We start from the raw sequence: 19,707 nt of genomic DNA on the forward strand, positions 1-19,707 counted from the left end.
CCTTATGCTTGATTTAAGTTATCAAGTTTGATTTTAAGTGCAGGGCTGGTCACAACACCGCCGTTATCCATTGCTGCCTGATAAGCAGTTTTCGCTTTATCGGTTTGGCCTTGACGAACAAAGAAGTCACCTTTCAGTTCTTCACGTTGTGCTAAAAAGGCTTTATCAGTCACTTGGTCTAGCGTGGCTAACGCAGTGTCAACTTGACCTTGTTCAGCCTGAATACGCGCTAAACGCAGCGTTGCAATGGTGTCTAATCCGGCGCCTGGTTTCGCAGCAATCACTTTCTTCAGTGCTTCTTCGGCCTTAGGAAAATCTTTCGCTTCCACCGCCGTTTTCGCAACGATCAGGTCTAGCAGTGATTGATAGCCCTTTTGGTCGTAATTTTTCGAAAACTCAGCCACGCCAGCAATCATAGCCGCTTCATCGCTTGATTTGGTGGTTAAGGTTTGGAACGCCTGTGATGCTTCTTCGGCCTTCACGATTTTCATGTCGGAATAAGTGTTCCAACCGTACAGGCCGCCTAAACCAACGACCGCCCCGATAACAATCGAGGTTCCATAGTCTTTCCAGAACTGTTTGATAGCATCAACTTGTTGTTCTTCTGTGCTATAAATTTCCACGCGCACGTCCCCTTATTTGCTAAGTTCAGCTAAAAATGCGTTTAATGCATTTCGAGCGACCCGTTGTTGTTCGTTGTCATTGCGTAAGTATTTTACGGTAACCACACCTTCGGCGAGTTCTTCTTCGCCAATCAGTAAGGCTACTTGAGCGCCGCTTTTATCGGCACGCTTCATTTGTTTCTTCAGATTGCCACCACCACAGTGACTCATGACTCGCAGAGTGGGCAATGCAGAGCGCAGTTCTTGAGCCACTTTGATAGCTTCAACTAGGCAGTTATCCCCCATAGCGGCAACATAAACATCCACTTCTGCTGGGATATCTTGTGTCAACTCTAAGGTTTCGAGTAGCAGGACGATGCGCTCGAGTCCCATCGCAAAACCGACGGCTGGCGTATCTTTACCGCCCAGTTGAGCGACTAAACCATCGTAGCGACCGCCCGCAAGTACTGTGCCTTGAGAGCCTAAGCTATTAGTAACCCATTCAAAAACCGTGCGATTGTAGTAATCCAGACCACGAACTAAGCGCGGGTTAACTCGGTATTGGATGCCAACCGCGTCGAGGAGTTCACGCAATTGTGCAAAATGTTGTGAAGATTCTTCGCCTAAGTAATCCATCAGCGCAGGCGCATCACCTAAAATGCTTTGCACTTGGGGATCTTTTGAGTCCAATACGCGCAGCGGATTGCTGTACATACGGCGCTGGCTATCTTCGTCTAGTTTGTCCTTGTGTTGCTCTAAAAAGGCAATCAAGGCTTCACGGTAAGCGGCGCGCTCGGCAGGATCGCCTAAGGTGTTCAGCTCAAGCGTCACATGCTCGCTAATGCCGAGTTTTTCCCATAGACGGGCAGATAACATCAACACTTCGGCGTCGATATCAGCGCTACCAATACCGTAGACTTCAACACCAAATTGATGGAACTGGCGGTAACGACCTTTTTGTGGACGTTCATGACGAAACATGGGACCCATGTACCACAAACGTTGTTCTTGGTTATACAGCAGGCCATGCTCATTGCCAGCACGTACAGTCGAAGCGGTACCTTCGGGGCGTAACGTCAGACTATCGCCATTACGATCTTCGAAGGTGTACATTTCTTTTTCAACAATATCAGTCACTTCACCGATAGAGCGTTTAAAAAGATCGGTATTTTCCACTATTGGAGTGCGGATCTCACTGTAACCATAAGCAGCAACGCTTGAACGTAGTACCGCTTCCACTTTTTGCCATAGAGGACTTTGAGTTGGCAGAATGTCATTCATTCCGCGAATCGCTTGGATCTGTTTTGCCACTGTATCGACTCGTCCGATTTCGCTAAATTAATAAAAAATGTCAGGCATTATAGGCTGTTCAACACTAAACGTAAAATGACCCCGTCAGTTTCGAGGTCTAGCTCAAGCCTTGAATGTTTTTATAACGCTTAACCTATGAGGTTATTCGGCTGCGGTTGTTACTCAGTCGTGTCTTTCACTTGAATGCGGTTAGCCATTTGGCTCGCCTTAGCGCGAATTTTCGCTTCGAGGGAATCGACTAGGTTATCATTGTCGAAACGCTCTTTTTGACGCTCACCTTCATCGTAATAACCACTCTTACGATGACCACCCGTTAAGCCAATGTGCGACACTAAGGCTTCACCAGGACCATTGACCACACAGCCGATGATAGACACATCCATCGCGGTCGTCACATCTTCAAGGCGGCGTTCTAACTCGTTTACTGTGCTGATCACATCGAACTCTTGACGTGAGCAAGAAGGGCACGCAATAAAGTTAATGCCACGGCTACGGATACGCAGTGACTTTAGAATATCAAAGCCGACTTTGATTTCTTCCACCGGATCGGCCGCCAAGGAAATACGCAGCGTATCACCAATGCCCTCGGCAAGCAGCATACCTAAACCGACGGCAGATTTGACCGCCCCCGCACGCGCACCACCCGCTTCGGTAATACCTAAATGCAATGGCTGGCGAATTTGCTTGGCTAATAAACGATAGGATTCCACCGCTAAGAACACATCGGAGGCTTTTACGCTGACTTTAAATTGGTCGAAGTTCAAACGGTCGAGAATATCCACATGGCGCATGGCCGATTCGAGCAGGGCTTCTGGCGTAGGTTCTTTGTATTTGTCCATCAGATCTTTCTCTAATGAACCACCATTAACCCCAATACGAATTGGAATGTTTTTATCGCGGGCGCACTCCACCACACTGCGGATACGCTCTTCGTTACCGATATTGCCAGGGTTGATACGCAAACAGTCCACACCATATTCGGCCACTTTCAGGGCGATACGGTAATCGAAGTGGATATCGGCAACCAAGGGCACTGACACTGATTGCTTAATCACTTTAAAGGCTTCGGCGGCGTCCATCGTCGGCACTGATACACGCACAATATCGGCACCCACTTTCTCTAGGGCGCGGATTTGGGCAATGGTCGCCTCAACATCAGTCGTTTTAGTGTTGGTCATTGACTGCACTGCGATCGGTGCACCATCACCAATCGGTACATTGCCCACATAAATGCGGGTTGAAGGACGTCTCTTTATGGGTGTTTCGTTATACATACTCAATACGCTCTTTTCGGTACTCTGCGCTAAGCGTGAGACTTAAGCCTGTGGGATAGTCAAACGCGCAACACGACCCTTAGGAAATTCAGCAAGACTGATGGCTTTACCATCAACCGTAAAACTAGACACAACGGTCGGGGCGCCTAAGATCACTTTAAACGGAGGCACACCACTGGCTTGAATAGTTGCGCCAGCACCTCGGACCCCATCAACAATCGCTTTGCCCTTGGCATCGACGATGTTGATCCAGCAATCACCCGTGAGTTGAATATTGATATTGGATTGTCCAGCAACCACAGGCATGGTTTGCTCACTCGAAGCCGCTGGCGTGGCACTGTTCACCGGCGCGCTGGCTGTTGGTACATTTTGAGCCGCTGCGTTTGTTGCAGAAGAATTTTGTGTAGAAAGCGTGTTTTGCGCAGTCACACCTGCCGTTTGCACCGCACCTGATGCACTTGGGGGAGTATTAGGCTCACTCGCATTGACTGTCGAATTGACAGACACCTGCCCTGCTTCCATTGCAGCCATATCACTGATATTCGGGTCAATAGTGCTAGCATCAGTATCTTTTACTGGACCATCGGTCGCCATTGAGCCGTTGACCGCGATCTCACTCAAACGTGCACTCGCATCCGTTTCGGTGAGTAAAACATCACCCGGCAAGGTTTGATTCGCAGCGGCTAACTCTTCAGCGGTTGGTTTTGAAATATCGACATGAGTCACTAGCGTCGTTCGTTGCATCCACCAAAGCACAAACAGACCGAGCAACACGATGACAATAAAAAAGCTCAGCCACTTTAATTTAGTGTCACGAGCTTGATAAGTGGTCTTACGGGAAAAACTTTGCATCGCAGGCTGTGTTACATAGGGCACCTGCCTTGCGAGACAGGCTTCGATGAGCGTGTTGTCGACCCCAAGCATACGCGCATAATTTTTAACGTATCCGCGTACGTAGGTTGATGAGGCAATATTAGAAAAATCATCGGCTTCGAGATTTTCAACAATACCAGGCCGCAAATGCAGCTTCACAGCTGTCTCTGCAATGCTCAAGCCCATCTGCTCACGAGCTGTTTTGAGTACGCTTCCGAGCGTTACATTAGGCGTCGACTCAGCTTCTTCTGTTGTCACTGGTTCTACTGACGCGTTCATTTCGTTATCTTTCATTGATGCAAATTAACTCTATATTGCTTGGCTTGAGGCGATGCTGGGAATTTGGCAAGCAATAAAATGCCAAATCGCTTCATGGCAGCATCATCATTCAACGCCTGCTCAATTTTTATTCCGAGCGTTAAACTCTCTGGAGTCTGGGCCGCAACTTGGTGGTAACGCGCTAACTGGTTACGCGCATCAACATAATCACCTTTATCTATCCCAAGCTCAACCAGCTCCAGTAAAGACACCGAGCGTCTCGGGTCATACTTTAACGCCATCTGAAAATACTGTCGTGCCTTTTCTGCTCGTCCCGCGTCTCTGCTGCAAAGACCTAAGTTTTCATAACTGGATGCGGTACGCGTATATTTGGGCATTTCTATTGCAGCCAAAAACATTTTTTCAGCTTTTTCGTATTGCTTTTGTTGGCACAAAAACACCCCAAAGTTATTCATGGAATCGCCAGAGGCGTCCTTAGTATTGATAGCGTCCTGATACGCCTGTTCGGTACGTACTAAATCGCCTACGGTTTGATAGTAATAAGCCATTGCCACATGCACATCTTCGAGCTCTGGCGCATATTCGATTGCTTTATCAAGATTATACTTGGCTTGTTCCGAGTTACCTCGATTAAGGTAGGTTAAACCGAGCTGCATACGCTCCCGCGCAGCGGCAACTTTATCCAGTTTTCGCTCCGACACCGGAATATCAGTCCCTGAATAGGTACGCTCAGTTACGCATCCTGTCACTAATAATGACAGGGCTATTGCTAATGAAAACCCTGACAATCCATGCTTCATGGGCAAGCCTATAAATCTGTGCAAACAAAGAGTTAATTCATTGTGACCGAAATCTGATTTTCTTGCATGCGTTTTTTTGCTAAACGCTTGGTTCGATCGCGAATATCCCCAGCCAGCTGTCCACAGGCGGCATCAATATCGTCACCACGGGTCTTACGCACAATCACGGTTAAGCCATATTGCATTAACACTTTCGAAAAACGGTCGATGCGCGAGTTTGACGAACGGCCATAGGGTGAACCTGGGTATGGGTTAAACGGAATAAGGTTTACCTTACAGGGGGTATCCTTCATTAATTGTGCTAATTCATGGGCTTGTTCGGTACTGTCGTTGATGTGATCGAGCATCACATATTCCACAGTGACACGGCCACGGTTAGCGTTAGATTTGGCTATGTAACGGCGGATCCCCGCAAGGAACTCCTGCAGTGGATACTTTTTATTCACCGGAACCAGAATATCGCGCAGCTCATCGTTTGGCGCGTGGATACTGACGGCCAATGCGACATCGAGGGCATCACCGAGTTTATCTAATGCTGGAACAACGCCTGAGGTCGATAGCGTTACGCGACGTTTTGACAGACTAAAGCCAAAATCGTCTAGCATGATGTCCATTGCAGGGATCACGTTAGCAAGGTTAAGTAGAGGCTCACCCATCCCCATCATCACCACGTTGGTAATGGGGCGCTCGCCAGTATCTTTCGCGAATCCTAAGAAATGCGAAACACGCCAAATTTGGCCAACGATTTCAGAGACAGTTAGGTTGCGGTTAAAGCCTTGCTGTGCCGTAGAGCAGAAAGTACATTCGAGGGCACAGCCCACTTGGGACGACACACACAAGGTAGCGCGGTCATCTTCAGGAATATAAACAGTTTCGACCTCTTGGCCTTCACCGACATGGATGGCGAACTTAATGGTGCCATCGGCGGATTTTTGATAGCTGGAAATCTCGGGCGCCACAATCTCACAGCGCGCCGCCAGTTTTTGGCGTAACACTTTGTTGATGTTAGTCATCTCTTCGAAGTCACTGACACCGAAATGATAGATCCACTTCATCAGCTGATCGGCACGGAAAGGCATCTCACCCAGATCGGCAAATAATGCCCGCATCGCTTTACGATCAAGGTCTAATAAATTGATCTTTTTTTCACTCATAGGACTAACCTCAACACCAAAACCTGCAACAGGGCGGCGAATTATACAGACGCAGAAAAATTTTAGCCAGCAACTCCATTCTCCTATGCTAGAATCGCCGAGGGTCAATGTTGGCCTAAATTATGGAGTTGTAATACCACCAATATGTTAACCCTCATCATTATAGTGCTTGTCGCTGTTGCAGTTTCTTTTCTGTGCAGTGTATTCGAAGCAGTGTTGCTCTCGGTTACCCCTAGTTATATCGCTACGCTCGAACAAACTGACAGTGCTGCGGCGACAAGGTTGCGTAAACTGAAAGAGAACATCGAAGCGCCATTGGTGTCTATTTTGACCCTCAATACTGTTGCCCATACCGTAGGTGCCGCCGTTGCTGGTGCGCAAGCCGCTAAGGTCTTTGGGGATGATATGCTCGGCGTTTTCTCCGGAGTGTTAACCTTTATTATTCTGTTCTTCTCAGAGATTATTCCTAAATCTGTCGGAGCCAATCACTGGCGCCGTTTAGCCCCGAGTGTGTCGATTGCCATTATGTGGATGAAGCGTGCTACCCAGCCATTAATTTGGATGTCGCAGCAAGTGACTCGCCTGCTAGGTAAAGGTGAAGAAGGCCAATATATTCGCCAAGAAATGAGCGCGATGGCCAAAATCGGTCAAGAATCCGGTGAGTTAGACGAACAAGAATCCAAGATTTTGACCCAAATGCTTAAGGTACGTGATGTGCCCGTTACCGCGATTATGACGCCGCGCACCGTGATGTTCTCTTTGCCTATTTCACTGACGCAAAATGAGTTTGTGCAAGAATATCGTGACAAGCCTTTTACGCGTATTCCGGTATACGATCAGGACCACGACGATATTATCGGCTATATCACCCGCACCGATGTGTTGCTGGCTGAGCGTTATACTCCTGACGCGCCAATTGGCGAACTCAAGCGTAGCCTGTTTGTCGTACCCGAAACGGCCAAAATCCTGCCGTTATTTGAGCGGATGATTAAGCGCAACACCCAAATTGCCATGGTAGTTGACGAATACGGCAGTAGCCAAGGTATTGTGACCCAAGAAGATATTATCGAGTCGCTACTGGGATTAGAGATTGTCGATGTGAATGACCCCGCGACCGACATGCAGCAATTGGCGCGTAAACTCTGGACCAAACGCATGAAGCAAAAAGGCATTCGCCTCTCCGATGATGGCGACTTCGAAGCCGCCGCCGAAGATGACGAGGCGCGCTCGGGTTAATGACATTATTTAGCCATTGTTAAAGTAAAGGGAGCTTGGCTCCCTTTCTTGTTTTTGGGGAGAAGGTTATAATCTCCCGCCGTAAAAGAGGTAGGTTATGACACAGGGATACACACTCTCACTCGCGCACATCAACGATACCCATTCGAATTTTGAGCCAAGCCGCGTCCATTTTTCCGTAAATTTGGGGCTTAAATCCCTCGATATCACCAGCCACAGTGGTGGCTATGCACGCCTTGGTTACCATATTAGCAAGGCGCGTGAGCAAGCAGATCAAAGCAAGACGCCGTTTTTATTTTTGCATGGTGGCGATAGTTTCCAAGGCACGCTGTATTTCAGCCATTTTAAGGGTAAGGCCAACGCCCATCTGCTGAATTTACTCGCGCCCGATGCCATGGTGATTGGTAATCACGATATTGATGAAGGCAATGCGCGCTTAGCTGAGTTTGCAAAGCAAATCGATTTTCCGCTGCTGGCGGGGAATATGGACTTGAGCCAAGAGAATATCCACAAGCCGGGTAACCTGCGTAGTGTGGCGAATATTCTGGCCTATGATGAACAAACCCAGCTTGCCAGCTACCTCGAAAAGCCCTTCTACGACAAAAAGCTCGCCATCATCGGCATTACACTGGATCAGATGAAAGAGATCGCCAGACCCGATCCCGATACCCACTTTGTCGATGCGATTGCGACCACAGCGCGCACCGTCGCGCATCTGCATGCCAAAGGCATCAAGCATATTATCGTACTGAGTCACTTAGGTTTAGATCAGGATAAAAGACTTGCCGAACAAGTCGATGGCATCAGCCTTATCGTCGGCGGCCATACCCATACCCTACAGGGCGATTTTAGCGCCTTGGGGTTAAGCAATATACCCTATGGTGAAACCATCCATGGCACTCCAATAGTGCATGCGGGGAAATATGCCGAAACCTTAGGCTTGGCCGAGATTGAATTTGATGCTGCTGGCCGCGCGATAAGTTTAAGCGGTGGCAACTACTTTATGCTCGATAAGCAGTTTATGTTGAGTTCGAGTGAGCAAGTGGATGACACCGACTATCAAGCCGTGCGCCAACGCTTTGATGAACATCCCTATATATTGTGGGATGAAGCCGATGAAGATATTCATGGCGTGATCCACGATATCTATCGCCCTGCGATTGCCGAGATGGAAAACAAAGTCTTAGCTCTAGTGCCTAAGAATCTGGTGCACACTAGACTGCCTTCTAAGGCGCTGCCCCATGGCAGTGAAATCGCGCCTTGGGTAAGTCGCAGTATGTTCCAAGAGGCTAAACTTGAAGACCCTCGCATCCACTTTGCCCTGCATAACGCGGGTGGTGTCAGGCAATCGGTCGCCCAAGGCAGACTGACCCTCGCCGATGTGTTGGGCCAATTGCTGCCCTTCGAACTGCCATTAGTCAAATACGAAATCCAAGGCCAATTTCTATATCAGGCGCTGGAGTCGGCGATTAACGCCGCCACCAATAACAGTGTACGCGGCACAGGCGCTGGCAGCTTCCCCTATACCTATGGATTGCGTTATTACTACGATGGTAGACGCCCCTTAGGGGAACGTTTATTCAAGCTCGAAATGATGCAGCAGTATGGATTATCACTCTGGTATCCAGTGCAACCCGATGCGCTCTATATGGGGGTATCGACCTCTTATACCGCTGCGGGGAAAGAAGGTTATCACCCACTGTTACAGGCACGCTGGCAAGAGCCGATTGAGACGCTCACCCTACCCCAGGCTTTTATTCGCTTCCTCAATCGGGCACCAAACCCCAATTTAGCGGACTTACTCTCACCCCATGTGCATTACACCAGCCATGTAAAACGCTCAGTGTAAGCGCCCGGTGTCAGGGATGTGTATCAGCGCTGCCACAAAGCCCTGCCCTCTTAATTCATCACAGTACTTAGGGCGTGTTGACGCTTCAGGGTTATTTTTGCAGCAGTTTGGCTGGCTTTTATGCAAGGTAAAGTCCGTACAGTGTAGTTATTCTACATAAACGGACGATAACGCAGCAGAAACGCCAGCCAAACGCTGCCCGAAGGGTTCGTCTAGCAAGCTCGTTCTCTTTGTCACTCGTCATTTGAGTAGAATAACTACACATCATTCCTCGTTTCGCGAGCACGAGCTTGCCAGAACGAACAAAATTTAATCTCGAAACGTCAACACGCCCTAGCAATGATTAAGTACTGTGATTAACTCAATCCACTAGCAGCACGTGTACTTTACATCCCACTAAAACAACCAGTCGCAATGGGGCAAACGCTCGGCAAACCACGCCTGCGCCTTGCCTTGGCTGCCCTTGCGCCACGCTAGAAACACTGGCTGCGCTGGTCTTGGGATCTCAACCTTGCACGCGACTAATGTGCCTGAAGCGAGTTCTTCGCGAATCAAATGCTTGGGAAGATAACCTACACCTAGCCCAAGTTGCTGCGCTTTAATCTTGGTCTGCATGTTCGGCACGCGGATGACTTGTCGACTATCAAATAACCCACTGGAGCGCTGCGCGAGCGCCGTTGAGCTGTCGGCCACCACCACGGAGGGAAATTGCAACAAGGCCTCGGTCGGGATTGGATGGTCAAACTGCGCTAAGGGGTGGTGAGGCGCAAGGGCAAAGATGAATTCAAGCATACCGATCTCAACTAAGTGATATTGCCCCTTAGGTAACTCCCCCGTGACCCCAATGGCAATATCGGCGCGGCCCGAATACAGCGCATCCCAACCGCCACCCAATGACTCCTCAGTGATATTGATGGTCACCTGTTTACCTAACTCGGTAAATTCAGCAATCAGTTTAAGCAGTGGTAAATCGGGCACTACAGTGTCTATGGCTAAGGTTAACGCCGACTCCCAGCCCGTTTCGAGTTGCCGAACCGCCTCTTCAAGCCTTGCGGTGGCGGCTAAGATCTCCCGCCCTTGGCGTAATACCAGTTTGCCAACTAAGGTCAGCTCGGCGCGCTGCCCCTTACGTTCAAATAATTTTACCCCTAAATCGCTCTCTAATTTCTGCACTGTATAGGTCAGCGCCGATGGCACTCGGAATAAGGATTCAGCCGCAGCCGAAAAACTGCCTTTCTTATCAATAGCATCTAGCACTATCAATCCATCGAGACTCATCACTGGCAACATAACCGCTCCACATTCAAATTTTTTGAAATATACTTTGAAAATGTTCCGATTTTCTTTCTTAAAGGTCAAGTCTAGACTGCAAACCAATGGAGAGATTGACGCTAAATCTCGACCGACAACCCCATTAACGACATAGTTAAAAAATTTGAATTAAGGAACATCCCATGAAAGCACTTATCACAAAATTACTGACCTCTGCGCCTAGTTTCGCCCCATTGGCCCTGCGTATTCCTATCGGGATCATCCTCATGGCCCACGGCTCGCAAAAACTCTTCGGCTGGTTTGGCGGCTACGGTTTAGAAGGCACAGGACAATGGATGGCCTCCATCGGCTTAACCCCTGGTTACTTAATGGCGCTGATGGCAGGTTCAAGCGAATTCTTTGGTGGCTTGCTGATCATTATCGGTTTACTGACTCGCCCAACGGCACTGGTATTGTCCTTTACTATGGTGGTCGCGATTTTCTCGGTTCACATTGGTAACGGTCTGTTCCTCAGCAATAACGGTTATGAATTTGGTTTAGCCCTGTTAGCCGCTACTGTATCTCTGGCCGTGTCAGGTGCAGGTAAACTGAGTGCCGACAACCTGTTAGCCGCACGCTTAAAATAAGGAGTTAACGATGATCCGTATACGTAAAGCGCAGGACCGAGGACAGGCAGACTTAGGCTGGTTAAAGAGTCAACATACCTTCTCGTTCGCAAGTTACTACGATCCGCGGCATATGGGTGTGTCTTCCCTACGAGTAATTAATGATGACAGAGTCGCGCCGAACTCGGGGTTTGAAACTCATGGCCATAAAGACATGGAAATCATCAGTTATGTGATTTCAGGCACCATAGCTCATAAGGACAGCTTCGGTAATATTAAGACCTTACCAGCGGGTGAGTTTCAGCTAATGTCCGCCGGTAAAGGGATTTATCACAGCGAGTTTAATGCATCAAACACTGAGCCACTGCACTTTTTGCAGATCTGGATCCAACCAGACACCTTAGGCATTGATGCGGGTTATCAGCAAAAAGCCTTCGAGCAAACCTCGGCGCTCACAGCCGTGGTCACGCCAACGGGTGAAAATGGCACCTTAAAAGTGCAGCAGGATGCGACCTTATATCGCCTAATGCTGGCACCGCAAGAGCAAGTGCAGATGCCGCAACTCAAGCCGCAGCGTCAGCTCTATGTGCAACTGGTGGAAGGTACGCTTAAGGTCAATGACCAAGTACTCATCCCGGGAGATGGCGCGCATATCACCGCCGAAGAAGTGGTTAGATTTAGCGCCACTGACAGCCCAGTCACAGCATTGGTGTTTGACTTAGCCTGATGATGCTTACTGACCAATAAAAAACCGCCAAGGAAACGAGGCGGTTTTTTATTACTCTGTGTATGGTGTATGGCTAAAACAGAACAGTCTCTTCAAGCGCAAACCTATGATAAGGACATGATCAAACTAAAGTTCACTAACACCTGCGCCCTGTCGTTTTGTTTGTCTTCAGCGGTGAGATAGCGGCGTAGTTCATTACGGCGAATGCAATTAAAGCCCTGTTTCTCAAAGAAAGGCCGCGCCTGATAGGAGGCTTCAACTGTGAGTCTTTTAAGATTTAGCCTTTTCGCCTCTTCGAGTAGTGCCAAGTATAAATGTGTCGCTACACCAGCACGACCATATTCAGGATGAACAAACAGACAATCAACTTCGCCGACTAAGCAATCAAGCTCTTTATCGGGGCACAACCTTAAACTGATAAAACCAACCAGCTTATCGTCTTCAAGTGCAACCCACGTGGTTGTATCTTCTAACTTGGCCAGCCAGTAGGTATCGCTGCGTGCCTCACCTTGATTTTGCGCCCACGCTAAACGTTCTGTCAGCGAGTAATATTCCTGTGCGCCCTCCATAACACTGGCGTTAAATACCGCCGCCACCTGCGCCACATCCGCAGGAGAAAATAAGCGTATCTGCATTGGAGTCCACTCCTATGGGTTAGTCATGACCAATGGGCACACAGGCTGTGCATTCCCATTCAGTTACAGTTTTTTAGTCATATAAAAACTCGGCAACACTTGGCCCAGTTTTTGTTGATAGCTGCGTTGCTGTTGGACGAATCCGAGTTTAATAAACAGCCCACGGGAAAGATAAGACGCATCGGCACTTAATTGGCTGTAACCTTGCTTCCTCGCCCATTGTTCTAACTGTCTGATAGCCAGTTCACCGAGTCCACAGCGCTGCCAATTAGGATGAATATACAAACTATCGATATATCCCCTATGGCGAAAATCCGTTTCAACATTGATAAAACCTGCACAAATCTTAGTTAAGCTCAGCGCATCTGTCACCAAAATAATCCAAGCTTGGGAACGACTTAAACGTAAATGCCAATGTTTACTGGAACGGGGCGAGGGTGACCAGGCATTTAACTGCGCAGTAGTATAACGCTCATGCTGTATTTGATGAACACAGTGATGAAAAAGCTGACTGACCGCACTTGCATAGCAACGCTGATAAGCGACGACTTCAATTTTCTCGTTAGTTTGGTTAGACATTGACACGGTATGCTCAAATATCATTGCGAGTATTTGCCGTATTTTGCAGTTATTTATTGAGAAGTGATAGCGTTGACATTTATTTAAGCCGAACACCGCTGAAAACAAAACCGCCTCGAACAAGGCGAGGCGGTTTAGGAACTCATCACAACATGAATGTTGCTAAGACATCGATTATTTCTTCTCGATTTGACCAACAAACAACAGCTTGTCGAAGGTGCGGTTTAAGGTTTTGCTGGTGAACTGGTTCATCCACATTTGCTCAACCACAGCTACTTTGTCACCTTTCTTGACTTCAGCTTCTGGGCCTGCAGCCCAAAACGTGTTGTCAGCTTCTTTAATTTGAACATAGGTGTAGCCGCCACCATTCATAGTATCAACCACAGTACCTTCATGAACTACGCCCTGTGCCCAAGCACTTGACATACCTAACGCTAATGTTGCTACAGCAGCTAATTTTACCAATTTTGCCATCATGCCTTTTGTTCCTTGTGTTTTACTAATATGCAGCATTAAAACATGCCATAGGTAATAAATCGCCAATCTCTATCACGAAATACAACACTTATCGCAAAAGTAGGATTTTTATCGCTTAGTAGGGAACTCATTTCAATAGCGGTTTTAACATGCCCTCAAGGCCATTGAGTTTTACCTCATAAATCAGCGCTAACTGCTCCCCTAATTTTCCCTTTGGAAAACCTTGTTGATGAAACCACACAAGATAGGGTTCAGGCAATTCGAGTAAGCGGCGGCCAGCATATTTGCCAAAGGGCATGACCTGATTTACGGCATCGATAAGCTGTTGTTGATCCATGACAGTATTAGCTTGAACTCAGACAGAAAACTAGATTGAGGATGCTACCCTAATACCCGATGAATGCCTATGGCTAATACAAGCTGAGAACGACTAAGGGGGGATAAACTCAGAGCAAACCGCAGGCTTACCCTGAGTTGATACGGCATCAAGCGTAGATTTTACGCAGATTCGGTCCAAGATTCGCACAATGTGAATACTCAAAACCGTACTCAATACAGAGTCGTTCTTCTTCTCCGTGGGCGTTAATGCTCACACAAGTTCCTTGACTCGCATGCTCATCAACAAAAGTCATGACTCGCTCTAACATTATTTTTGCCAGCCCCACATGCCGATACTCAGGTAAAACAATAAAATCCTCAATCGCCAGATGGTTAGCCTTATCACCATATACGCAGGCTGTTGCCACTATCGCGCAGGTATTTTTTGACTGATCACTCGTTAAGCGAATAGATACCCAATATAAAGGCTGTAACGGATGCCCATCAGCCATCTCAACGCCGATAGAAGGATACCCAGCCGCATCGCGTAGATTCAGCAACTCATGAAATAAAGGAGCAGTTTCAACCAGCTCAAATTCAATAGGCATTGACATTTTAATATCCATTTGGGCATCCCTTCACGAATGGTAGAAAAATCAAGGTGATTAGACGGCATTAATGGGAAAGACTAACTCAACAAGGTGGCAATTTGATGACACTCAAGCTTTATGCAAGACAACTTTCGTTTGAAAAGTAGTCGTGAGAGGCCAATGTTTTAATAATATTTTTGCATAAAAAATCAAAATAAACGTTCAAAGTAAACTATACCAAGCCTTAATTTCAATATCATTGCCGCAATGGAGAACAAACATTCATAATCAATTGATGTTAAAAATTCACTAAAAACCTTAATAATCAGATAACTAAAATTCAAAATCGCCTAAGTAATCCCGCTAGCAGAAAGAGTCAAATTAACGGCATATTACATGGTGGCGTCAAATATTAATCACGCGACATTTTATAAAAAAACGTCAAAAATCAGATAATTGACCAACGTTAACACAGGGTTTACATTCGTTTATGACAACAAGGTGCGGTAAAAAAACCATAAGCAACATATTACCGCCCAAGTGATAGCCTAAGCATTGAGGAACTCGTCATGATAGTGTTAGTCGGCGGCGAAAAAGGCGGCAGCGGTAAGAGTTGCCTCGCACAAAATATCGCAGTATTTCTCACCACCGAATGTGGTGCCTCTGTCATCATGGTGGATTGCGATCCACAGCGAACCACATCGGATTGGATCCAAGCCAGAAACAATAATCCGAAACTGGCAAGCATTAACTGTGTACAACTTTATGGCAAGATCCGTAACGATCTTCTGAGCTTAGAACAACACTATGACTTTGTACTCGTTGATTGTGGTGGGCAGGATAATCTTGCATTAAGGGCAACCATGTCAGTTGCATCGCATATATTAATGCCGCTCAGACCCAAACGCCGAGATTTAAAAACCGTGAGTCATATGGATGATATCGTCGCAACTTGTAAGATGATTAACCCTAAATTACACGCGTCTTTCGTTATCACGCAATGCCCCAACCTTCCCAATCAAGCGAATCGTATTTTAGAGGCTAAAGAGGTCTGTAAAACCTACGATATCAATGTATTAGATGCAATTACCTATAGTCGTAATATCTATGATGACAGTGAAGAGTCTGGATTGTCGGTGATGGAGATAGAACCAAAGGGTAAAGCCGCAGCTGAAATCCGTGCTATCGCCTGTGAAATGTTTCAAGTGGACTGCACAGCCTCGTTAACGGCCTTACTCAAACCAAGCACACCAATAGCCGCGCATCGTGCCGCTATCAATCAACCTCAGCCGAATCATCTGAGAGGACAATATGGGACTCAGCGACCTCAAGAAAAACGCTATGCCATCTAGGGGAGGCGTCCAGCCCCTCTCCCTCGATGAGTTTATTGATGCCGCAACCCTTTATGCTATGGGAGAAAGTCATATTCCAAGCACGGGCAACTCAGTGGCGGCGATGGAGCGAGTGAAAGAATCACCACTTGAAGTCACCTTGGATACTTCCAATGTGGTAACTTTGCATCGACCACAAACAGCATCAAGATCCCTTGATACCACGATTGACGACGAACGGCCACATTACCGCAAAGCCACATTTTCACTGAGTGAGGCGGCAATAGCCCATTTAGCAACGCTCTCAGAGGAAAGTGATATTTCTAAATCTAAATTGATCCGTTTTTTAATTGAACAACATTATGCTTTGCCAACCGCATTGAGGCAGATGCGCGAACAGCAAATAAAACAAGCTTAATTGCGCACCATCTCCCACCCTTTACCGATGATCTGAATTAATTAGGTCATCGGACTTTTTTTGTCTAAAAAACCGATAAAAAAATTGAGTCAATTTTTTTTACAAATCTATCCTTAATGTACAGCTGAGCTGATTAATGCTATTGATTAGCATCAATAGCCCGAGTATTTAAGGAGTTATTCTTGTTAACACGTTTGTCAATCCTATTATTCGGACTGGGATTAACGCTAGCACCTCCCGCCTTAGCGGAGTTTTCTTTGGATCAAATTCCCCCCTTGCCGAATAAAACGCCAATCACTTTAGTTGCCGAAAAAGGCTTTTGGACTGACTATCTCACCCAGCAAATGCTACCCAAATTCACCGAAAAAACCGGTGTTAAAGTCAATGTGATTAGCACCGAACTTGAAAGCATGTTCGAACTTCAGACCCACGCATTATTAATGGGGGAAGGAAAATACGATCTGCTCACTATGGAGGCTGGCTGGGCAAAAGAATGGGCGGCAAACGGCTATACAGTCCCCCTGTTGGAATTAGCAAAACTCTATGATCCCGATGGTGAAAAAGCGATGGAAAGCTACCTCGAACCCTACTATCCATCATTACTGAATATTTTATCCTACCACGGAGAATTGCACGCAATTCCCTATAATAACTACGTAATGGGAAGTCATTACCGCGCCGATTTATTTGAAAATAAAACCGAACAGTCTCATTTTCAACAACGGTTTGGCTACCCACTCAAACCCGCGACCAACTTTCAAGAATTAGAAGATCAAGCCGTCTTCTTTACGCGAAAAGCGGGTGAACTCCTTGCAGACAAACCATTGACCCATAACTTTTATGGCCTAGCGTTGATGTCGGGTAATAAACCCCATATTAACGATGAGTTTTCCAGCATTATTTGGAGTTTAGGCGGCGTTTGGATGTGGCCTATTTATGATCAACAAAAAAAACTGACTCACTTTGAAGTTCCGAGTGTCAATCAACAGGCAATTACCGCTGGAATAATCTATCGCAAACTAATGCCCTATGCCTATCCTGCTGATGATAAGTTTGCCTTTAATGAAGCCGCGAATGCTATGGCGACGGGACAGGTAGCCATATGGCCCTTTGCCTATAACAACCTTTGGCCAGCCTCTTTTAAAGTTGAAGCCAATATACCTGGTGCTCGACTTGGGGTATCTCAAGTCCCCGGAGGAACTCCTTACAATGGTGCCTATGCCTTTGCGGTGAGCTACGACAGTAAAAATCCACAAGCCGCCTATTGGTTACTCAAATATATGGGCACTTTTGAAGCCCAATATGCCTATGCGCTTGGCGGCGGAAATCCATGCCGAATGGATGTCGTTACGGCTCCCGAATTTAAACAAGCTTCAAAAAGGTCTGTTGCTGGTGCATTTGAGGCAAGCCACATTGCTAACTTGTTCTGGTCGACTAAAGTATTGGAAGTAGGACACTTTACCACTACAGCAATGGGGCAGATTTATCCAGAATTAAGTCATGCTTGTTATGCCGCAAGCCAGCATGAAGCCAATAGTACAGATATTTTTATTGAGTTAAGCACCAAAATTAAACATTTGCAGAACACCTACGGGGAAGTCCCTGCAATCGACAAGAAAAACAAATGAACTCAAAACGACTGACCAGTCTTAAACAGAAAATTACGCTAGCCTTCTATATTATTCTCGGCATGGCGTTACTCAATGGCATTATCGCTATCCTATTGTCACAACAATTGAGAACTGAAATTGAGCAACTGGTAAATAGTGATGTCGTGAAAGTCACCACTGCGCTGCAACTAGCGAAAAACAGTGAAAGGTTGCAAATTATCACCACAGAATTAAACCACTATGATACTGAGCAACAACGACTGTCCCTACTTTCAGAGTTAACTAATCAATGGGAGCATTTGTTAAAAGATACAAAAGTATTACTAAGTCTTGAAACCACTCCCGAGATGTATCAAGCCCTAAACACAACGATTGATACTCAGCTTTATTATCAGCAACAACTCCCATTGCTCAATACGCTTACGGACAGTGCTTTACAGGCAAAGTTACAGGCACAAAATATTCAAACAAATTTGGCCGGTATGTCATCAGCATTTTCTGATGAAATGCAGACTCAACTGAATCAGACCCATGAACGATTCGCTCTATTAGTTGACCATAAAGATCTCAGTGGAATTACCGACAATCAGATAGAACATCAAGCTATTTCGGAATACCTGCACCAAGGTGAGCACCTGTTTGTGTTATTAGATGAAGTAAAAAATACCCAAAATATAGCGACGTTAAATCACCTTCAACGGGAAGCGATGCGACGACTTATTCAAATGGAAAATATCGTCGCGTCTATGCATTCGAGTAATACAATTTATCTCAACTGGTTATCGCAAATAAAACAAAACATGGTTGGCAATGACAACTTATTTGAGCTATCCCGTAATGCCTTAAAAAGTACTCAAATAGCCAATGCTCATTTTGGCTATCAAGCCAGTGCAGCGAGGCAAATAGCAACCTTCACCCAAGAGTTAGTCAACCATGTTGAAGATGAAATTCAGATCGCAGGCACCGATCTCAAGAGTGATAGTACCTCGTTTGTCATCCTCATCTTTTGTGGAGGTATTCTTTATTGCTTTTTTATCTGGCTCACCAGTTGGCACTTTATTGCTAAAGGTATTATTAAACCCGTGATTGAGACTCGTGATGCAATGAATGCCATCGCCAATGAAAAACTCGATACCCAAATGCCGATTACCGATAACCTTGAACTGCAACAAATGGTGAGTTCACTTGAAACCCTAAAAACCTACGCAGCTCAAGTTAAAGCGATGGCAGAAACCGATGGACTCACTGGATGCTATAATCGCCGCTATTTAGATAGCCAAATACTAAAAGAATTGAGTTACGCCAACGATCATAATATGCCATTGAGTATTGTGATGTTCGATTTAGATCACTTTAAGGAATTTAATGATCAATATGGCCATGTTGTCGGTGATCAATGCTTAAAACAGATCGTCGAGGCCACCAAAGCAATTCTACAACGTCCCACAGATATTCTAGCTCGCTATGGTGGTGAAGAATTTATGTTACTCTTGCCCTCAAGCCATATTGAAGATGCTTACAAAATTGCCGAACATCTGCGCGAAACCATTATAGACTTGCATATTCCCCATCAAGGCTCATCAAACATGGGGATTGTCACCATTAGCTTAGGAATTGCCTGCTGGCAACCTCCGCAATTACTCGATGCAAACAAGCTGATAAGCCATGTTGATGAGGCGCTCTATCGTGCCAAACTAGCAGGGCGAAATCGCACAGAAGTCTTCATTGGCGCTCACTAATACCACTCATCCCGCATTAAGCCACTCA

Annotated in this window: 20 protein-coding genes; 8 read left to right on the forward strand and 12 right to left on the reverse strand. The window is 46.4% G+C overall.

All coding sequences use genetic code 11. The features are described from left to right. Nucleotides 1–2: 2 nt before the first annotated feature. The 6 genes from HG547_RS10670 to HG547_RS10695 all read right to left on the reverse strand — a co-directional run bounded on the left by HG547_RS10670 (nucleotide 3) and on the right by HG547_RS10695 (nucleotide 6,293). Entirely contained in the window at nucleotides 3–623 is a 621-nt protein-coding gene (locus HG547_RS10670) for a tetratricopeptide repeat protein (RefSeq protein WP_037424918.1), read from the reverse strand. A gap of 12 nt (nucleotides 624–635) precedes the next feature. Then, nucleotides 636–1,913 carry a histidine--tRNA ligase gene (gene hisS, locus HG547_RS10675; protein WP_169547828.1) on the reverse strand — a complete coding sequence of 426 codons (1,278 nt, stop codon included), beginning with the start codon at nucleotides 1,911–1,913 and terminating at the stop codon, nucleotides 636–638. A 158-nt stretch (nucleotides 1,914–2,071) separates the two neighbouring features. Beyond that, complete coding sequence (gene ispG, locus HG547_RS10680) at nucleotides 2,072–3,187, reverse strand: flavodoxin-dependent (E)-4-hydroxy-3-methylbut-2-enyl-diphosphate synthase (protein WP_037420691.1); 1,116 nt, start codon at nucleotides 3,185–3,187, stop codon at nucleotides 2,072–2,074. Between the two features lie 42 nt (nucleotides 3,188–3,229). Beyond that, complete coding sequence (locus HG547_RS10685; RefSeq protein WP_169547829.1) at nucleotides 3,230–4,354, reverse strand: RodZ domain-containing protein; 1,125 nt, start codon at nucleotides 4,352–4,354, stop codon at nucleotides 3,230–3,232. Next, nucleotides 4,351–5,139 (reverse strand): type IV pilus biogenesis/stability protein PilW, encoded by a 789-nt coding sequence (gene pilW, locus HG547_RS10690; protein ID WP_037420698.1) that lies wholly within the window; start codon nucleotides 5,137–5,139, stop codon nucleotides 4,351–4,353. Before pilW ends, HG547_RS10685 begins: the two co-directional genes overlap by 4 nt. Nucleotides 5,140–5,171: 32 nt before the next feature. Beyond that, entirely contained in the window at nucleotides 5,172–6,293 is a 1,122-nt protein-coding gene (locus HG547_RS10695) for a bifunctional tRNA (adenosine(37)-C2)-methyltransferase TrmG/ribosomal RNA large subunit methyltransferase RlmN (RefSeq protein WP_169547830.1), read from the reverse strand. A gap of 144 nt (nucleotides 6,294–6,437) precedes the next feature. Here HG547_RS10695 and HG547_RS10700 point away from each other — a divergent pair, with 144 nt between their 5' ends. Both HG547_RS10700 and HG547_RS10705 read left to right on the forward strand, forming a co-directional pair. Further along, the gene (locus tag HG547_RS10700) at nucleotides 6,438–7,529 is read left to right on the forward strand and encodes a hemolysin family protein (protein ID WP_169547831.1); all 1,092 of its coding nucleotides are present in this window, start codon (nucleotides 6,438–6,440) and stop codon (nucleotides 7,527–7,529) included. Between the two features lie 97 nt (nucleotides 7,530–7,626). After that, complete coding sequence (locus tag HG547_RS10705) at nucleotides 7,627–9,378, forward strand: bifunctional metallophosphatase/5'-nucleotidase (RefSeq protein ID WP_169547832.1); 1,752 nt, start codon at nucleotides 7,627–7,629, stop codon at nucleotides 9,376–9,378. Nucleotides 9,379–9,774: 396 nt separating this feature from the next. Here the strand turns inward: HG547_RS10705 and HG547_RS10710 are convergent, their stop codons facing one another. Next, on the reverse strand, nucleotides 9,775–10,668 hold the full coding sequence (locus tag HG547_RS10710) for a LysR substrate-binding domain-containing protein (RefSeq protein ID WP_169547833.1): 894 nt from the start codon (nucleotides 10,666–10,668) through the stop codon (nucleotides 9,775–9,777). A 164-nt stretch (nucleotides 10,669–10,832) separates the two neighbouring features. On the opposite strand from HG547_RS10710, the gene HG547_RS10715 reads away from it, so the two are divergent. Together HG547_RS10715 and HG547_RS10720 are read left to right on the forward strand one after the other, a co-directional pair. Then, on the forward strand, nucleotides 10,833–11,276 hold the full coding sequence (locus tag HG547_RS10715; RefSeq protein ID WP_011716306.1) for a DoxX family protein: 444 nt from the start codon (nucleotides 10,833–10,835) through the stop codon (nucleotides 11,274–11,276). Nucleotides 11,277–11,286: 10 nt separating this feature from the next. Beyond that, nucleotides 11,287–11,982: a pirin family protein gene (locus HG547_RS10720; protein WP_169547834.1), complete on the forward strand. Its 696-nt coding sequence runs from the start codon at nucleotides 11,287–11,289 to the stop codon at nucleotides 11,980–11,982. Between the two features lie 104 nt (nucleotides 11,983–12,086). Here the strand turns inward: HG547_RS10720 and HG547_RS10725 are convergent, their stop codons facing one another. The 5 genes from HG547_RS10725 to HG547_RS10745 all read right to left on the reverse strand — a co-directional run bounded on the left by HG547_RS10725 (nucleotide 12,087) and on the right by HG547_RS10745 (nucleotide 14,617). Further along, nucleotides 12,087–12,617, reverse strand: coding sequence for a GNAT family N-acetyltransferase (locus HG547_RS10725; RefSeq protein WP_169547835.1), 531 nt, complete (start codon nucleotides 12,615–12,617; stop codon nucleotides 12,087–12,089). 63 nt (nucleotides 12,618–12,680) lie between these two features. Then, nucleotides 12,681–13,196 carry a GNAT family N-acetyltransferase gene (locus HG547_RS10730; protein ID WP_224021810.1) on the reverse strand — a complete coding sequence of 172 codons (516 nt, stop codon included), beginning with the start codon at nucleotides 13,194–13,196 and terminating at the stop codon, nucleotides 12,681–12,683. Nucleotides 13,197–13,370: 174 nt separating this feature from the next. Further along, nucleotides 13,371–13,673: a hypothetical protein gene (locus tag HG547_RS10735; protein ID WP_011622005.1), complete on the reverse strand. Its 303-nt coding sequence runs from the start codon at nucleotides 13,671–13,673 to the stop codon at nucleotides 13,371–13,373. 127 nt (nucleotides 13,674–13,800) lie between these two features. Next, nucleotides 13,801–14,010 carry a DUF3820 family protein gene (locus HG547_RS10740; RefSeq protein WP_011622004.1) on the reverse strand — a complete coding sequence of 70 codons (210 nt, stop codon included), beginning with the start codon at nucleotides 14,008–14,010 and terminating at the stop codon, nucleotides 13,801–13,803. A gap of 148 nt (nucleotides 14,011–14,158) precedes the next feature. Then, the gene (locus tag HG547_RS10745; RefSeq protein WP_037429408.1) at nucleotides 14,159–14,617 is read right to left on the reverse strand and encodes a GNAT family N-acetyltransferase; all 459 of its coding nucleotides are present in this window, start codon (nucleotides 14,615–14,617) and stop codon (nucleotides 14,159–14,161) included. A 533-nt stretch (nucleotides 14,618–15,150) separates the two neighbouring features. Here HG547_RS10745 and HG547_RS10750 point away from each other — a divergent pair. The 4 genes from HG547_RS10750 (at nucleotide 15,151) to HG547_RS10765 (ending at nucleotide 19,679) form a co-directional block, all read left to right on the forward strand. Then, the gene (locus HG547_RS10750; protein ID WP_140907521.1) at nucleotides 15,151–15,933 is read left to right on the forward strand and encodes an AAA family ATPase; all 783 of its coding nucleotides are present in this window, start codon (nucleotides 15,151–15,153) and stop codon (nucleotides 15,931–15,933) included. Then, nucleotides 15,893–16,330: a hypothetical protein gene (locus HG547_RS10755; RefSeq protein ID WP_037429410.1), complete on the forward strand. Its 438-nt coding sequence runs from the start codon at nucleotides 15,893–15,895 to the stop codon at nucleotides 16,328–16,330. The genes HG547_RS10750 and HG547_RS10755 overlap by 41 nt, the downstream gene beginning before the upstream one ends. Before the next feature lie 200 nt (nucleotides 16,331–16,530). Continuing rightward, nucleotides 16,531–17,958 (forward strand): extracellular solute-binding protein, encoded by a 1,428-nt coding sequence (locus tag HG547_RS10760; protein WP_224022134.1) that lies wholly within the window; start codon nucleotides 16,531–16,533, stop codon nucleotides 17,956–17,958. Then, entirely contained in the window at nucleotides 17,955–19,679 is a 1,725-nt protein-coding gene (locus tag HG547_RS10765) for a GGDEF domain-containing protein (protein ID WP_069453274.1), read from the forward strand. Before HG547_RS10760 ends, HG547_RS10765 begins: the two co-directional genes overlap by 4 nt. Nucleotides 19,680–19,707: the final 28 nt, after the last annotated feature.

This window comes from Shewanella sp. DNRA4 (genome assembly GCF_012843185.1).
Lineage (GTDB): Bacteria > Pseudomonadota > Gammaproteobacteria > Enterobacterales > Shewanellaceae > Shewanella > Shewanella xiamenensis.

Bases quoted from the DNA above. Each gene is read 5' to 3' on its own strand.
- ispG (WP_037420691.1), bottom strand. From the start codon at position 3,187: ATGTATAACGAAACACCCATAAAGAGACGTCCTTCAACCCGCATTTAT.
- HG547_RS10685 (WP_169547829.1), bottom strand. From the start codon at position 4,354: ATGAAAGATAACGAAATGAACGCGTCAGTAGAACCAGTGACAACAGAA.
- pilW (WP_037420698.1), bottom strand. From the start codon at position 5,139: ATGAAGCATGGATTGTCAGGGTTTTCATTAGCAATAGCCCTGTCATTA.
- HG547_RS10695 (WP_169547830.1), bottom strand. From the start codon at position 6,293: ATGAGTGAAAAAAAGATCAATTTATTAGACCTTGATCGTAAAGCGATG.
- HG547_RS10700 (WP_169547831.1), top strand. From the start codon at position 6,438: ATGTTAACCCTCATCATTATAGTGCTTGTCGCTGTTGCAGTTTCTTTT.
- HG547_RS10705 (WP_169547832.1), top strand. From the start codon at position 7,627: ATGACACAGGGATACACACTCTCACTCGCGCACATCAACGATACCCAT.
- HG547_RS10710 (WP_169547833.1), bottom strand. From the start codon at position 10,668: ATGTTGCCAGTGATGAGTCTCGATGGATTGATAGTGCTAGATGCTATT.
- HG547_RS10715 (WP_011716306.1), top strand. From the start codon at position 10,833: ATGAAAGCACTTATCACAAAATTACTGACCTCTGCGCCTAGTTTCGCC.
- HG547_RS10720 (WP_169547834.1), top strand. From the start codon at position 11,287: ATGATCCGTATACGTAAAGCGCAGGACCGAGGACAGGCAGACTTAGGC.
- HG547_RS10725 (WP_169547835.1), bottom strand. From the start codon at position 12,617: ATGCAGATACGCTTATTTTCTCCTGCGGATGTGGCGCAGGTGGCGGCG.
- HG547_RS10730 (WP_224021810.1), bottom strand. From the start codon at position 13,196: ATGTCTAACCAAACTAACGAGAAAATTGAAGTCGTCGCTTATCAGCGT.
- HG547_RS10735 (WP_011622005.1), bottom strand. From the start codon at position 13,673: ATGATGGCAAAATTGGTAAAATTAGCTGCTGTAGCAACATTAGCGTTA.
- HG547_RS10740 (WP_011622004.1), bottom strand. From the start codon at position 14,010: ATGGATCAACAACAGCTTATCGATGCCGTAAATCAGGTCATGCCCTTT.
- HG547_RS10745 (WP_037429408.1), bottom strand. From the start codon at position 14,617: ATGGATATTAAAATGTCAATGCCTATTGAATTTGAGCTGGTTGAAACT.
- HG547_RS10750 (WP_140907521.1), top strand. From the start codon at position 15,151: ATGATAGTGTTAGTCGGCGGCGAAAAAGGCGGCAGCGGTAAGAGTTGC.
- HG547_RS10755 (WP_037429410.1), top strand. From the start codon at position 15,893: ATGGGACTCAGCGACCTCAAGAAAAACGCTATGCCATCTAGGGGAGGC.
- HG547_RS10765 (WP_069453274.1), top strand. From the start codon at position 17,955: ATGAACTCAAAACGACTGACCAGTCTTAAACAGAAAATTACGCTAGCC.